The sequence below is a fragment of the Actinoplanes nipponensis genome (genome assembly GCF_016862275.1).
GTDB lineage: Bacteria > Actinomycetota > Actinomycetes > Mycobacteriales > Micromonosporaceae > Actinoplanes > Actinoplanes nipponensis.
Window position 1 is genome coordinate 76,518 of the sequence record NZ_BOMQ01000081.1, and the last position, 13,573, is coordinate 90,090.

Genomic DNA, 13,573 nt, shown 5'->3' on the forward strand with positions numbered 1-13,573 from the left:
GCCGCCGCTCCGATTCCGGATCCGGCCCAGGTCAACGACGCGCACGCCGGAGCCCGGGTCCCGGGTGTCGATCTCCGGTGCGGCGGCGCGCCCGCCCCGGCGCCGAGCGGGGCAGGCCCGGCCTGGCCCCGATGGTGTTGACTGACCGCGTGAAAAGACGTCACCTGATCGGCGTGGCCGCCGGTGGGGCGCTGAGCGCGACGGCACTGGGGGGCTGCGGGCTCTTCGACGGCGATCCGGAGCCCGCCCCGCCTCCCGACGCCCTGCAGCCCCTGCTCGACGAGGCCCTGACGCTGGCGGCGGCGTACGACCGGGCGGCGCTGGCCGAGCCCGGGCTGGCCGAGCGGCTGGCCCCACTGGCCGACGACCACCGGGTCCACGCCGCCGAGCTGTCCCGGGTGATCGGCCGGCCGGTCGCGTCCGGGGCGCCCGCCTCCGGCGCGCCGAGCGGAGGCGCGGCGGAGTCGGTGGCCACGCTGCGCAAGGCCGAGCAGGCGGCGCAGAAGACGGCGGCCGCGGCCTGCCGGACGGCGCCGGCCGACCGGGCCGGGCTGACCGGTTCCATCGCCGCCGCGCGGGCCGCGCACGCGGAGGCCCTGCGATGAGCGAGCCCACCTCCCCCACCGCCACGCCCGCGGCGGTGAAGCGCGGCAACGCGCCGCAGGCGTCCACCCCCGTCCAGCGCGACAACGCGCCCCGGTGGCCCACGAAGAGCAAACACCGCAACGCGCCACCGGCGGCGGCGCACCCGGCGGGGCCGGCATGAGCGCGCAGCTCGCGGCCGCGCTGGCGGCCGAGGAGGCGGCGATCTACGCCTACGGCGTGCTCGGGGTGAAGCTGACCGGCGCGGGCGACCGCGCCGAGGCCCGGGCCGCCGAGGCCGTCCACCGGGCCCGCCGCGACGTGCTGGTCAGCCGGCTGGCCGCGCTGCAGGCCAGCACCGCGCCGGCCCCGGCCGGGTACACGCTGCCGTTCGAGGTGACCGACCGGGCGAGTGCGATCAAGCTCGCCGCCCAGGTCGAGGACGGGGTCGCGCAGGCCTGGCGCGCCGTGCTCCCGGTGACCACCGGGGCGGACCGGGCGACCGGCCTGAACGCGCTGGTCGACGCCGCGGTCCGGGCGACCCGGTGGCGGCGCCTCGGCGCGCTCACCCCGGCGACGATGCCCTGGCCCGGCCGCGCCTGAGCGGACTATCGGGCCCGCCCGGGCCGGCGGCATCCGAGGACCTTTCACCCAAGGCCGCGATGCCCGACAATGACGCGGTGTCACAGGACGAGTACGACCTGGCCAATCCCCGCTGGCACCTGGCCACCCGGCTGCGCGACGTCATCCTGCGGCGCTGGTCGGCCGAGGTGCGGGCGATCGGCGTGCACGGCTCCCTGGCCCACGGCGACGACTCCGACAGCAGCGATCTCAACCTGCACGTCGTCACGTACCGCCCGAACGCCGGGCCGCGCGCCGCCCTGCGCAAGGTCGACGGCATCCTGGTCGATCTCAGCGTCGGCACCGCCGACGACGGCCTGCGCCGGGCCCGCGAGCTCACCCCCCGCTGGCCGCTGGAGGCCGACCGCTACCTGACCACCCGCGATCTGTTCGACCCGGGCGGCTGGTTCGCCGGCCAGCGCGACGCCCACCTGGGCAAGCTCGCCGAGACCAGGCCGGGCGAGTTCAGCGGGCTGGCCCGGCGCAACTGGTGCGTGGCCGCCGCGTCGCACGCCCGGGCGGTGCGGCTGGCCCAGTGGTACGAGACCGACGCGGCGCTCGTCCTGCTGGCCGAGGCGCGGCTGCACGCCGCGATGGTCACCGGGCTGCTCAGCCGCACGTACTTCCGGAACCGGGCCGACGCCGTGAAGCGCACCGGGCTGGCCGGCGTGGACATGACCGAGCTCGGCACGGTGCTCAAGACCCAGGCCGACGATCTGACCGCCCGGGGCCGCCCGGTCGACGGCCCGCTCAGCGCCCTCTTCGACTGACCCCGGCTAGGAGACGCCGACGCCGATCAGGGCGCCGATCACGTACGTGGCCCCGGCCGCCGCGGCGCCCAGCGTCAGCTGCCACAGACCGCTGCGCCACCACGCCCGCCCGGTGAAGCGGGCGATGAGCGCGCCCGCCCCGAACAGCCCCGCCCCGCCGACGAGCAGCGCGGCGAGCAGGCTGTCGTAGCCCAGCAGGTAGGTCAGCAAGGGCACTGCCGCCCCGATCGCGAAACACACGAACGAGCTCAGCGCCGCGGTCCACGGGCTCGGCAGCTCGTCCGGGACGACCCCCAGCTCCTCCTGCGCGTGCACCCGCAACGCCTGCTCCGGGTGGGCCTTGAGCACGTCGGCGACCTGCCGGGCGAGCGGGCCGGGCAGCCCCCGCGCGGTCCACATCTCGACCAGCTCGTCGGCCTCGCCCTCCGGGTTGAGCCGCAGCTCGCGCAGTTCCTTGTCGAGCTCGGCGGCCACCTGGTCGTTCTGGGTGCGGACGCTGGTGTACTCGCCCAGGCCCATCGAGATCGCCCCGGCGACCAGGCCGGCCACGCCGGTGAGGATCAGGGTGTGCCGGCTCACGCCGCCCCCGCCCACGCCGGCGATCAGGGCGATGTTGGTGACCAGGCCGTCCATCGCGCCGAAGGTGGCCGCCCGCAGCCAGCCGCCCGACACGTCCGCGTGGTGCTCGGGCACGATCACGGAAGGGTGAGGATCTCGTAGCCGTCCTCCGTCACCACCAGCGTGTGCTCGAACTGGGCGGTCCACTTGCGGTCCTTGGTGACCACGGTCCAGCCGTCGGCCCACATCTCGTACTCGTGGGTGCCGAGGGTGATCATCGGCTCGATGGTGAACGTCATGCCGGGCTCCATCACGGTGTCGAGCCGCGGGTTGTCGTAGTGCGGGATGTAGAGGCCGCTGTGGAACGTCTCGCCGATGCCGTGGCCGGTGAAGTCGCGGACCACGCCGTAGCCGAAGCGGCGGGCGTACGCCTCGATGACCCGGCCGATCGCGTTGATCTGCCGGCCCGGGGCGACCGCGCGGATGCCGCGCATCATCGCCTCGTGGGTGCGCTCGACCAGCAGCCGGGCCTCCTCGCTGACCTCGCCGACGCAGAAGGTCGCGTCGGTGTCGCCGTGCACCCCGTCGAGGTACGCGGTCACGTCGACGTTGACGATGTCGCCGTCGGACAGCACCGTCGTGTCCGGGATGCCGTGGCAGATGACCTCGTTGAGTGACGTGCAGCACGACTTGGGGAAGCCCTTGTAGCCCAGCGTCGACGGGTAGGCCCCGTGGTCGACCAGGAACTCGTGCACCACCCGGTCGATCTCGTCGGTGCTGACGCCCGGCTTGCAGTGCTCGCCCGCGAGCTGGGTGGCCTGCGCCGCGAGCCGCCCGGCGACCCGCATCTTCTCGATGGTCCCGGGCGTCTGCACATGCGACCCGCGCCACTCTTTCGGGCGCTTCTTGCCGACGTACTCGGGGCGGACGATGTGCGGCGGCACCGCCCGCCAGGGTGAGAGCTTTCCCGGAACGAGAGGGGCACGAACGGTCATCGGCCCAGCTTATCGTCGCCTCCCGGACGGGCCCGAGGTAGTGACGGCGGCGCCCGGCCGGGCCGGGATGCTCCGGCCGGTTGTTGCCGCTCCTGGGCGCCTGTGTAATCGTGTCAGCGTGGATCAAGACGGCGCCGGGACTGACTTCTCGGCCAGTTCCTCGGTGGCGGGCGACCGCACCACCGTGGTGGTGCGCGGCGAGGTGGACATGTCCACGGCCGACGCGATGTACCAGGCCGCGGCCGGCGCCGGCGTCGGCCGCGCCGTCCTCGACCTGCGGGGCGTCACGTTCTTCGACTCCGCCGCCATCCACGCGCTGATCCGGCTGGTCGACCGCTTCCCGCAGGGCTTCGAGGTGATCCCGTCGCCGCAGGTGCGCCGGGTGCTCGACATCTCGGGCCTGAGCACCCAGCCCTGGCTGGCGGGTGACGAGCCCGGCTGACCGTCAGGCGGGGCTGAACGTCCGCCGCAGCGTCACGGCCGTGCCGGCCTCCGTACGGGCCACCGACAGCTCCGACAGCGCGCCGATCAACGCCAGCCCGCGCCCGCGGAAGCCGGCCGCCCCGGCCGGGCGCCAGCTCCCGGTGTCCCGCACGGTGGCCAGCACCGCCTCGTCGTCCAGCGACACCTCGATCGTGATCACCGGCTCGGCCGGGTCGACGGGGTGCTCGATGGCGTTGGCGGCGGCCTCGGAGATGGCCACGGTCAGGTCGAAGATGTCGTTCTCGGGCACGGCGTGCGCGGTCAGGAAGTCCTCCAGCCGCCGGCGCAGCACGCTCAGCCGGGTCGGGTCGGCGGGCAGCCGCAGCACGAACTCGCGCGGCTCGGTGGCCTGCAGGACGAGCAGGGCGATGTCGTCGCGGCGGGTCTGCTGCGCGGCCTTGGCCAGCAGGCTGTCCAGCAGGTCCTCGACGTGCTCGGCCGGCTTGGCCAGGTCGGCGCGCAGCTCGGCCAGGCCGGTGTCGATGCCCAGCCGGCGGTCCTCGACCAGCCCGTCGGTGTAGAGCAGCAGCCGCTGACCGGGCCGCAGGACCGCGGCGAGCGTGGGGTACGTCACGTCGCTGAGCGCGCCCACCGGCGGCCCGAGCGCGCTGGTGTGGAGCAGCTCGCCCTCCTCCCCCGGCGCGGCCAGCATCGGCGACGGGTGCCCGGCCGAGGAGAAGTGCAGCTCCCGGCTGCTGGGGTCGAAACGGACGCAGACCACGGTGGCGAACTGGCGCCGGCCCAGGTTGTCGACCAGCCGGTTCAGCCGGGTCAGCGCCTCGCCGCAGTCGAACCCCTCGAGGATGTACGCCCGCAGCGCGTTGCGCAGCTGACCCATTCCGGCGGCGGCCTGCACCCCCTTGCCCACCACGTCGCCGATCACCAGGAAGAGCTGGTGGTCGGGGGCGAGGATGACGTCGTACCAGTCGCCGCCCACCTCGGCCTCGGTGCTGCCCGGCAGGTAGCGGCTGGCCACGATGGCGCCGGGCACCCGGGGCAGCGACTGCGGCAGCAGGCTGTGCTGCAGGGTGCTGGCGATGCGGTGTTCGGCCTCGTAGAGCCGGGCGTTCTCCAGCCGCAGGCCGACCAGCCGGGCGAGCTGGGTGAGCAGCACCGGCTCGGGCGGGCCGTCGGGGCCGGACCAGACACTCAGCTCGCCGAGGGCGGCGCCAGAGGTGTCGGGCAGCGGCAGCACGGTGTCCGCGGGAGCCGAGCCGATCGCGCCGCCGTCGACCTCCGCGCGGGCCCCGGGCGTGGTCAGCACGACCCGGCCGGCCGAGGTCATCGCCCGCACGTGCCGGGCGGCCACGTCGAGCACCTCGGCGGTGGTGCTGACCGTGTTGACCGCCGCGGCGGCGTCGACCAGGCCCCGCAGCCGGCTGATGATCTGCCGGCGGGTCTGGCCCAGTTCGAGGTTGGCCCGGACCCGGGCGGTGAGGTCCCGCACCGAGAACGGCTTGACCAGGTAGTCGTCCGCGCCCGCGGCGAGGCCCTCGACGGACGACTCCTCGCCGGCGCGGGCGGAGAGCACCACGATCGGCACGTCGCGGGTGCGCTCGTCCGCGCGCAGCGCCTTGATCAGGCCGAAGCCGTCCAGCCGGGGCATCATCACGTCGGTCAGGACCAGGTCGAACTGCTCGGTCAGGGCCAGCTCCAGCGCCTCCTGACCGTCGTTGACGCTGGTCACGTCGTAGGACGGGCGCAGCAGCCGGGCCACGTGGTCGCGCAGGTCCGCATTGTCGTCGGCGAGCAGCACCCGGCCGCGCCGGCCCGCGTGCACCTCGCCGGGCGCCACCGGGGCCGGCGCGGGCTCGCCGACCCACCAGTGCGCTTCCTCGACGTAGAGCCGGGACTGGTCCTCCGGCAGGTCGGCCGGGCCCTCGTCCAGGATCCGTTCGGCCTGCAGGTGGGCGGTGCCGAGCGGGACGCTGACGGTGAACGTGCTGCCCTGGCCGAGCCGGCTGGTCGCGGTCGCCGTGCCGCCGTGCAGCTCGGCCAGCTCGCGCACCAGGGCCAGCCCGATGCCGGTGCCCTCGTGGCTGCGGGACCAGGCGCCGGTGACGCGGTGGAAGCGGTCGAAGAGCAGCCGCTGCTCGTGCTCGGAGACGCCCACCCCGGTGTCGCTCACCTCCAGCACAGCGGCGCGGTCCCGCTGGCGGACCCGGACGGTGATCCGGCCGGCGGGGGTGTACTTGACCGCGTTGGAGAGCAGATTGAAGACGATCTTCTCCCACATCTCGCGGTCCACGTGCACCGGCGCGGCCAGCGGCGGGCAGTCGACCTCGAGGCGCAGCCCGGCCCGTTCGGCCGCGGAGCGGAACGTGCTGGCCAGCCGGGCGGTGTAGTCGGCCAGGTCGGTCGGCCGGTAGGCGGCGCGCAGCCGGCCCGACTCCAGGCGGGAGAAGTCCAGCACGGTGTTGACCAGCTTGAGCAGGCGCAGGCCGTTGCGGTGCATCGGCGCCAGCCGTTCGCGCTGCTCGGCGGTGAGGCCGCGGCTCTCCAGCAGCTCCTCGAGCGGGCCGAGGATCAGGGTCAACGGGGTGCGGAACTCGTGGCTCACGTTGGAGAAGAAGTTGGTCTTGGCGGTGTCCAGGGCGGCGAGCTCGGCCGCCCGGCGGCGCTCCTGCTCGTAGGCGCGCACGTTGGCCACCGCGCGGGAGATCTGCGCGGTGGCGAGCTCGAGGAAGTCGCGGTATCCGCGGTCCATCGCCAGGAACCGGCTCACCCCGACCACCAGCGCGCCGACCCCGCTGGTGCCGGCGCCGATGGGCAGCACCAACGCCTCGTCGGCGGCCGACGACGGCGCGGGCCGGGCCGCGTCGGCGACCGCGAGCGTGCCGGGCCGGTCGGCGCGCATGACCGCCTCGACCTGTTCGCGGGCCCGCGCGCTCAGCGGCCAGCAGGCGGCCGGCGGCAGCCCGCACGAGCCGGCCAGGGTCAGTTCGCCGGTCCCGTCCGGGGCGTTCAGGTAGAGGGCCGCGAACGGCACGTCGGCGTCGTTCTCGCCGAGGACCTGCGCGACCTGGATGCCCAGGCCGCGCTGGTCGGGCGCGTCGGCCAGGCGGGACCCGAGGGCGCTGAGGGTACGGAACCGACGGTTGGCCAGCACCCGGCCGGTGGTGTCGCTGACGACGCAGAAGACGCCGCCCACGGTGCCGTCGTCCAGCCGGATCGGGTCGTAGGAGATGTCGAAGTACGTCTCCTCGAGGAAGCCGAAGCGCTCGATCATGAACAGGTAGTCGGTGGCCCAGAACGACTCGTCGCGGGCCCGTACGCCGTCGAACAGCTCCTGGAGCACCGACCACGTCTCGGCCCACATCTCCCGGCCCGGCCGGCCCACGTGACCCGGATGCTTGACGCCCATGGTGGGGATGTAGGCGTCGTTGTAGAGCGCGCAGTAGTCCGGGCCCCAGAAGAGCACCATCTGGGCCCGGGAGGCGAGCATCGTGGCGACGGCGTCGGCGAGCTCCGCCGGCCAGCCGGCCGGGGAGCCGAGCGGGGTCGACGGCCAGTCCAGCTCCAGCATCCGGCGGCCCATCTCGCCGCCGCGCTCGAAAGCCGTCCGCAACCGCCGCGGCAGCGCCCGATCCGCGCTGGCCCCCATACGTCCTCCTGCGGAAGTTCCGGCCGACAGGATCTGCACGGTAACACCGACCGGTGCGGCTTTCCGTCGCAGCCGGGGGTCTCTAGCCTTGCCCGGGTGACGTCGTCCGCCCTCGACCGCGCCCTGACCGACTCCCCGTTGCGGCCGCTGCCCGCGACGGCCGCCGAGCTGTTGCGGGCGCTGGACGCGCCGCCCCGGCTCGGCGCGCACCTGCGGGCGGTGCACGACGTCGCCTGGTCGCTCACCGACGCGCTCGGGCGGCGCCGGCCGGAGCTGCGGTTCGACACCGCCGCGGTGCTGTTCGGCGCGGCCACCCACGACATCGGCAAGGTGCTGCACGTGGCCGAGCTGTCCGGGCCCGGCCACCGGCACGAGGAGGCCGGCCGGGACCTGCTGCTGCGCTACGGCGTGCCGGCGCACCTGGCGCGGTTCGCGGGCAGCCACGGCAGCTGGACGGCGCCGGAGGCCACGCTGGACGATCTGCTCGTCAGCCTGGCCGACAAGGTGTGGAAGGCGGCCCGGATCCCGGAGCTGGAGGAACGGGTCGGCCTCCACCTGGGCGGCGCCCCGTGGGAGGCGTTCCTGGTGCTGGACGACGTGCTCCAGGAGCTGGCGGCCGGCGCGGACGAGCGCCTGGCGTTCCAGGCGGCCCACCCGGTCGCGGCCTGAGCCCGGTCAGGCGGCCAGGGCGGTCCGGCCGAGCCCGGCGCGGGCCGCGGCGGCCTCCGCGAGGGCGGCGAAGACCCGCAGGTCGCCGGTGCGCTCGGGGTGCCACTGCACGCCCAGCGCGAACGACCGCGCGCGGTCCTCGATGATCTCGATGACCCGGTCGTCGGGGCACCGGCCGACCACCGTGAACGTGCCGGGGTCGTCGATGGCCTGGTGGTGGAACGAGTTCACGGTCAGCCGGGGACCGAGCAGGGCCCGCGCCGCCGAGCCGGGGGTGAGCACCACGTCGTGCCGGCCGAAGGCCGAGGAGTCCACGGCGAGCGGGTCGGTGCCGGGCGCCGCCCGGTGCCGGTCGTGGCCGACCAGGTCGGGCAGGTGCTGGTGCAGGGAGCCGCCGGTGGCCACGGCCATCACCTGCAGGCCGCGGCAGACGCCGAGCACGGGCAGGTCCGCGGCCAGGGCGGCGCGCATGAGGATCAGCTCGGAGGCGTCCCGGACCGGGTCGGCGTCGGTGGCCGGGTGCCGTTCGGCGCCCCAGTTGGCCGGGTCGACGTCGCCGCCGCCGGCGAAGACGATGCCGTCGAGCGACTCGAGCACGTCCGTGCCGGGGTCGTCGGGGGTGATCAGGACCGCGCGACCGCCGGTGGCGTGCACCGCCCGGACGTATGACATCGGCAGCATGCCGACGACTTGCTCATTGCTGCCGTACTGGACCTGTTGGGCGTACGCGGTCAATCCGATCAGGGGCCTTCGCATGCTCCGGTGCTCCTCCTTCGTCCGTAGAACCTGCGTATCGGCGGGCTCACCGGATGTCTTAGGCCGTCGCGGCGGCCACCAGGGCGCCGAACAGCCGCTTGTCCCGGGTCACTTCCGGGTGCCACTGCACGCCGAGCACGAACCGGTGCGCCGGGTCCTCCACCGCCTCGGGCAGGCCGTCCTCGGCCCGGCCGGTGACGGTCAGCGTGCCGGGATCGGCGACGCCCTGGTGATGGAAGCAGTGCACCCGGGTGTCGTCGTCCATCAGGTCGGCGATCCGGCTGCCCGGGGTGAACCGGGCCTCGTGCTCGCCGTAGACCCCCGGGGCCGGGCGGTGCCGATCGTGCCCGAGCACGTCGGGCAGGTGCTGGTGCAGGCGGCCGCCGGCGGCGACGGTGAGCAGCTGCATGCCCCGGCAGACGCCCAGCACCGGCAGGTCCCGGGTCAGGGCCGCCCGGGCCAGCAGCATCTCGGCGGTGTCCCGGTCGGGCCGGGTGTCCGTCTCCGGGCCGGGCTCGGCGCCGTACAGCTCCGGGCCGACGTCGGCGCCGCCGCTGAGCACCAGGCCGTCGAGGATGCGCAGCACGTCGGTGTCGAGGTCGTCGGGCGGCAGCAGGACCGCCCGTCCGCCGGCTGCGGTGACGGCGGCGACGTAGTCGTGCGGCACCAGCGTGGTGGGCAGGTTGTGCCACACACCCCAGGTGGCCGGTTCCACATAGGTGGTGATGCCGATGACGGGTCGCATCTTCACCACGGTATCCACGATCGGCGGCGGACCGGATCAACCGTGCGGGTGATCCGGAGAGGGAGTGCGCGGCGCCGGCTCGATGAGTCGGCGCCGCACCCGGGTCCTCGGACCCACCCGTGCAGCGATCGCAGCGTGCGCGAGCGGAGATTCGACCCCTTCGCCCGGCGTGAACTGGGCGTGTTCGCTTGGTCCCCGCCGATTGCGGGGTTCAAACACTACAGAGGGGTCACATACGCGCCGGTGATACCTCCGTCGACGACGAATTGCGAAGCGGTCATGAAGGAGGCGTCGTCGCTGGCCAGGAAGGCCACCGCGGCGGCGATCTCTTCGGGCTCGGCGAACCGGCCCATCGGCACGTGCACCAGCCGGCGCGCGGCCCGCTCCGGATCCTTGGCGAACAGGTCCATGAGCAGCGGCGTGGCGACCGGCCCGGGGCACAGCGCGTTGATCCGGATGCCCTCGCGGGCGAACTGCACGCCCAGCTCCCGGGTCATCGCCAGCACGCCGCCCTTGCTCGCGGTGTACGCGATCTGCGAGGTCGCCGCCCCCAGCAGCGCCACGAACGAGGCCGTGTTGATGATCGACCCCTTGCCCTGGCGCTGCATGTGCGGGATCGCGTACTTGCAGCAGAAGAACACGCTGGTGGTGTTCACCCGCAGCACCCGCTCCCACGCCTCCAGCCCGGTGACCAGAATGGAGTCGTCGTCGGGCGGGGAGATGCCGGCGTTGTTGAAGGCGATGTCGACCCGGCCGTACCGCTCGGCCACCCCGTCGAACAGCGACCGGACCGCCTCCTCGTCGCTGACGTCGCAGGCGACGAAGTCGCCGCCCACCTCGCCGGCCGCGGCCTTGCCGGCGTCCGCCGAGATGTCCACGCAGACGACCTTGGCCCCCTCGGCCGCGAACCGCCGCGCGGTGGCCAGCCCGATGCCGCTTCCGGCGCCGGTGATGACGGCGACGCGATCCTGCAAACGCTCCACAGCTGACCCCTCAGGATTCCGTCGAGATGAACACGTTCTTGACGTCGGTGAACGCCAGCACCGCGTCGGGGCCGAGCTCCCGGCCGAGGCCGGACTGCTTCATGCCGCCGAACGGGGTCCAGTAGCGCACCGACGAGTGCGAGTTGACGCTGAGGTTGCCGGTCTCCACGCCCCGGGAGACCCGCAGCGCCCGGCCGAGGTCGCGGGTCCACACCGAACCGGAGAGGCCGTACTCGGTGTCGTTGGCCAGCCGGACGGCCTCCTCCTCGTCGCGGAACGGCAGGACCGACAGCACCGGCCCGAAGACCTCCTCGCGCCAGTGCCGGTCCTGGGCCGAGCCGGCGAGCAGCACGGTCGGCGGGAACCACCAGCCGTCGCCGGTGGGCGCCTCGCCGGCGAACGCCACGTCGGCGCCCTCGGTGTAGGACGCCACGGTGGCGCGGTGCCCGGCCGAGATCAGCGGGCCCATCTCGGCGGTCTCCAGCGCCGGGTCCTGCACCCGGTACGCCTTGACCGCCGGCTCCAGCAAAGCCAGGAAGCGGTCGTACACCGAGTCCTGGACCAGCAGCCGGGAGCGGGCGCAGCAGTCCTGACCGGCGTTGTCGAAGACGCCGCCGGGCGCCGCCGCGGCGGCCTTCTCCAGGTCGGCGTCGGCGAAGACGATGTTGGCACTCTTGCCGCCCAGCTCCAGGGTGACGCGTTTCACCTGGTCCGCGCAGCCCGCCATGATCGACTTCCCGACCTCGGTGGAGCCGGTGAAGCACACCTTGCGTACCGCCGGGTGGGTGACGAAGCGCTGCCCGACCACGCTGCCCTTGCCCGGCAGCACGGTGAACACGCCCTCCGGCAGCCCGGCCGTCAGCGCCAGCTCACCGAGCCGGATCGCGGTCAGCGGGGTGAGCTCGGCCGGCTTGAGCACGACGGTGTTGCCCGCCGCCAGCGCCGGCGCGAAGCCCCAGCCCGCGATCGGCATCGGGAAGTTCCACGGCACGATGATGCCGACCACGCCGAGCGGCTCGTGGAAGGTGACGTCGAGGCCGCCGGCCACCGGGATCTGCCGCCCGGAGAGCCGCTCCGGCGCGCCCGCGTAGTAGTCGAGCACGTCGCGGACGTTGCCCGCCTCCCAGCGGGCGTTGCCGATGGTGTGCCCGGCGTTGCCGACCTCCAGCCGGGCGAGCTCCTCACGGTGGTCGTCCACGACCGCGGCGAAGCGCCGCAGCAGCCGCGCCCGGTCCCCGGGCGCCACCAGCCGCCAGGAGGCGAAGGCTTGCTGCGCCCGTTCGATCGCGGCGTCGGTCTCAGCGGTACCCAGCGACGGTACGGACGTGAGCACAGTCCCCGTAGCCGGATTGATCACGTCTGTCACAGGCCCCATCCAACCACCCCGCCACCGCCCTTGACCTGCCTGAAGACTCACAGCCTTTCGAAACCTCGCTTGAGTTCCCAGTCGGTCACCGCCGCGTCGAACGCGGCCAGCTCGATCCTGCCCATGTTGGCATAGTGCGCGACCACCTCCGGGCCGAACGCCGCCGCCGCCACCGGGCTGAGGTCCCACAGCTCGACCGCGTCCCGCAGATGCGCGGGCACCCGCGGCGCCGAGGCGTCCTCGTAGGCGTTGCCCCGGAACTCCGGCTCCAGCTCCAGCTCGTTCTCCAGCCCGTGCAGCGCCCCCGCCACCAGCGCCGCGATGGCCAGGTACGGGTTCACGTCCCCGCCCGGCACCCGGTTCTCCACCCGCATGCCCTGGCCGTGTCCGGCCATCCGCAGCGAGCAGGTGCGGTTGTCGACGCCCCAGCGCAGCGCGGTCGGCGCGAACGAGCCGGGCTGGTAGCGCTTGTACGAGTTGATGTTGGGCGCGAAGAGCAGGCTGAACTCGCGCATGGTGGCGAGCAGGCCGGCCACCACCCGCTGCCCGACGGGGCTCAGGTGGGCCGGGCCGTCACCGAGCATCGCCGAGCGGCCCTCCCGGTCGCGCAGCGAGAAGTGGATGTGGCAGGAGTTGCCCTCGCGCTCGTTCGGCTTGGCCATGAAGGTCAGCGCCATGCCCTCCTGGGCGGCGATCTCCTTGGCCCCGTTCTTGTAGATCACGTGGTTGTCGGCGCAGGTGAGCGCGTCGGCGTAGCGGAACGCGATCTCGTGCTGGCCCAGGTTGCACTCGCCCTTGGCGCTCTCCGGGATCAGGCCGGCGCCGTACATCTCGTTGCGGATGCGGCGCAGCAGCGGCTCGACCCGGGCGGTGCCCAGCAGCGAATAGTCCACGTTGTACTGGTTCGCCGGGGTCAGCCGCCGGTAGTCCTGGCTGAACGCCTGCTCGTAGGAGTCGCGGTAGAGCACGAACTCCAGCTCGGTGCCCGCGTACGCGGTCAGGCCGTGCTCGGCCAGCCGGTCGAGCTGGCGGCGCAGGATCTGCCGGGGCGAGGCGTAGACGGCCTGACCGTCGGTGGTCTCCAGGTCGGCCAGCACCATCGCCGTGCCGGGCTGCCACGGCACGCGGCGCAGCGTGGCGAAGTCGGGGCGCATCACGAAGTCGCCGTAACCGCTGTTCCACGACGACATGGCGTACCCGTCGACGGTGTTCATGTCCACGTCGACCGCGAGCAGGTAGTTGCAGCCCTCGCTGCCGCCCGAGACCACCTCGTCCATGAAGAACCTGCTGTGCAGCCGCTTGCCCTGGAGCCGGCCCTGCATGTCGGTGAGCGCGAGCAGAACGGTGTCGATGCTGCCGTTCGAGACGGCGACGTCCAGGTCTTCGAGATCCATCCGGTTCCCTCCAGGGGACGTGGGGCCGGGCGGCCGCCCGGCCCCCT

The 13,573-nt window shown here is 73.8% G+C and carries 14 protein-coding genes; 6 read left to right on the top strand and 8 right to left on the bottom strand.

Annotated elements, in window-relative coordinates; all coding sequences use genetic code 11:
* Positions 1-149: 149 nt before the first annotated feature.
* Genes Ani05nite_RS34070 through Ani05nite_RS34085 form a run of 4 tightly spaced genes read left to right on the top strand, consistent with a single transcriptional unit; the run spans position 150 to position 1,973 of the window.
* Entirely contained in the window at positions 150-605 is a 456-nt protein-coding gene (locus tag Ani05nite_RS34070; RefSeq protein ID WP_239130911.1) for a hypothetical protein, read from the top strand.
* Entirely contained in the window at positions 602-766 is a 165-nt protein-coding gene (locus tag Ani05nite_RS34075) for a hypothetical protein (protein ID WP_203775233.1), read from the top strand. Before Ani05nite_RS34070 ends, Ani05nite_RS34075 begins: the two co-directional genes overlap by 4 nt.
* A complete protein-coding gene (locus Ani05nite_RS34080; protein ID WP_203775235.1) occupies positions 763-1,185 on the top strand; it encodes a ferritin-like domain-containing protein in 423 nt (140 codons plus the stop codon). Before Ani05nite_RS34075 ends, Ani05nite_RS34080 begins: the two co-directional genes overlap by 4 nt.
* A 59-nt stretch (positions 1,186-1,244) precedes the next feature.
* Positions 1,245-1,973 carry a nucleotidyltransferase domain-containing protein gene (locus Ani05nite_RS34085; RefSeq protein ID WP_203775237.1) on the top strand — a complete coding sequence of 243 codons (729 nt, stop codon included), beginning with the start codon at positions 1,245-1,247 and terminating at the stop codon, positions 1,971-1,973.
* 6 nt (positions 1,974-1,979) lie between these two features.
* Here Ani05nite_RS34085 and Ani05nite_RS34090 read toward each other — a convergent pair whose 3' ends face one another.
* Both Ani05nite_RS34090 and map read right to left on the bottom strand, forming a co-directional pair.
* Entirely contained in the window at positions 1,980-2,672 is a 693-nt protein-coding gene (locus Ani05nite_RS34090; RefSeq protein WP_275410690.1) for a VIT1/CCC1 transporter family protein, read from the bottom strand.
* Complete coding sequence (map, locus tag Ani05nite_RS34095) at positions 2,669-3,526, bottom strand: type I methionyl aminopeptidase (protein WP_203775239.1); 858 nt, start codon at positions 3,524-3,526, stop codon at positions 2,669-2,671. The genes Ani05nite_RS34090 and map overlap by 4 nt, the downstream gene beginning before the upstream one ends.
* A gap of 118 nt (positions 3,527-3,644) precedes the next feature.
* On the opposite strand from map, the gene Ani05nite_RS34100 reads away from it, so the two are divergent.
* Positions 3,645-3,968 (top strand): STAS domain-containing protein, encoded by a 324-nt coding sequence (locus tag Ani05nite_RS34100; protein ID WP_239130915.1) that lies wholly within the window; start codon positions 3,645-3,647, stop codon positions 3,966-3,968.
* Positions 3,969-3,971: 3 nt separating this feature from the next.
* Here the strand turns inward: Ani05nite_RS34100 and Ani05nite_RS34105 are convergent, their stop codons facing one another.
* The gene (locus tag Ani05nite_RS34105; RefSeq protein WP_239130917.1) at positions 3,972-7,613 is read right to left on the bottom strand and encodes a SpoIIE family protein phosphatase; all 3,642 of its coding nucleotides are present in this window, start codon (positions 7,611-7,613) and stop codon (positions 3,972-3,974) included.
* 96 nt (positions 7,614-7,709) lie between these two features.
* On the opposite strand from Ani05nite_RS34105, the gene Ani05nite_RS34110 reads away from it, so the two are divergent.
* The gene (locus Ani05nite_RS34110; protein WP_203775241.1) at positions 7,710-8,282 is read left to right on the top strand and encodes an HD domain-containing protein; all 573 of its coding nucleotides are present in this window, start codon (positions 7,710-7,712) and stop codon (positions 8,280-8,282) included.
* Positions 8,283-8,288: 6 nt separating this feature from the next.
* On the opposite strand, the gene Ani05nite_RS34115 is transcribed toward Ani05nite_RS34110, so the two are convergent.
* The 5 genes from Ani05nite_RS34115 to Ani05nite_RS34135 form a co-directional block, all read right to left on the bottom strand.
* Positions 8,289-9,038 (bottom strand): gamma-glutamyl-gamma-aminobutyrate hydrolase family protein, encoded by a 750-nt coding sequence (locus tag Ani05nite_RS34115; protein ID WP_203775243.1) that lies wholly within the window; start codon positions 9,036-9,038, stop codon positions 8,289-8,291.
* A 58-nt stretch (positions 9,039-9,096) separates the two neighbouring features.
* On the bottom strand, positions 9,097-9,783 hold the full coding sequence (locus Ani05nite_RS34120; protein WP_203775245.1) for a gamma-glutamyl-gamma-aminobutyrate hydrolase family protein: 687 nt from the start codon (positions 9,781-9,783) through the stop codon (positions 9,097-9,099).
* A gap of 218 nt (positions 9,784-10,001) precedes the next feature.
* Complete coding sequence (locus Ani05nite_RS34125) at positions 10,002-10,766, bottom strand: 3-oxoacyl-ACP reductase (RefSeq protein WP_203775247.1); 765 nt, start codon at positions 10,764-10,766, stop codon at positions 10,002-10,004.
* A 10-nt stretch (positions 10,767-10,776) separates the two neighbouring features.
* Positions 10,777-12,141 carry an aldehyde dehydrogenase family protein gene (locus tag Ani05nite_RS34130; protein ID WP_203775249.1) on the bottom strand — a complete coding sequence of 455 codons (1,365 nt, stop codon included), beginning with the start codon at positions 12,139-12,141 and terminating at the stop codon, positions 10,777-10,779.
* Positions 12,142-12,179: 38 nt separating this feature from the next.
* Positions 12,180-13,526 carry a glutamine synthetase family protein gene (locus tag Ani05nite_RS34135; protein WP_203775251.1) on the bottom strand — a complete coding sequence of 449 codons (1,347 nt, stop codon included), beginning with the start codon at positions 13,524-13,526 and terminating at the stop codon, positions 12,180-12,182.
* Between the last annotated feature and the right edge of the window lie 47 nt (positions 13,527-13,573).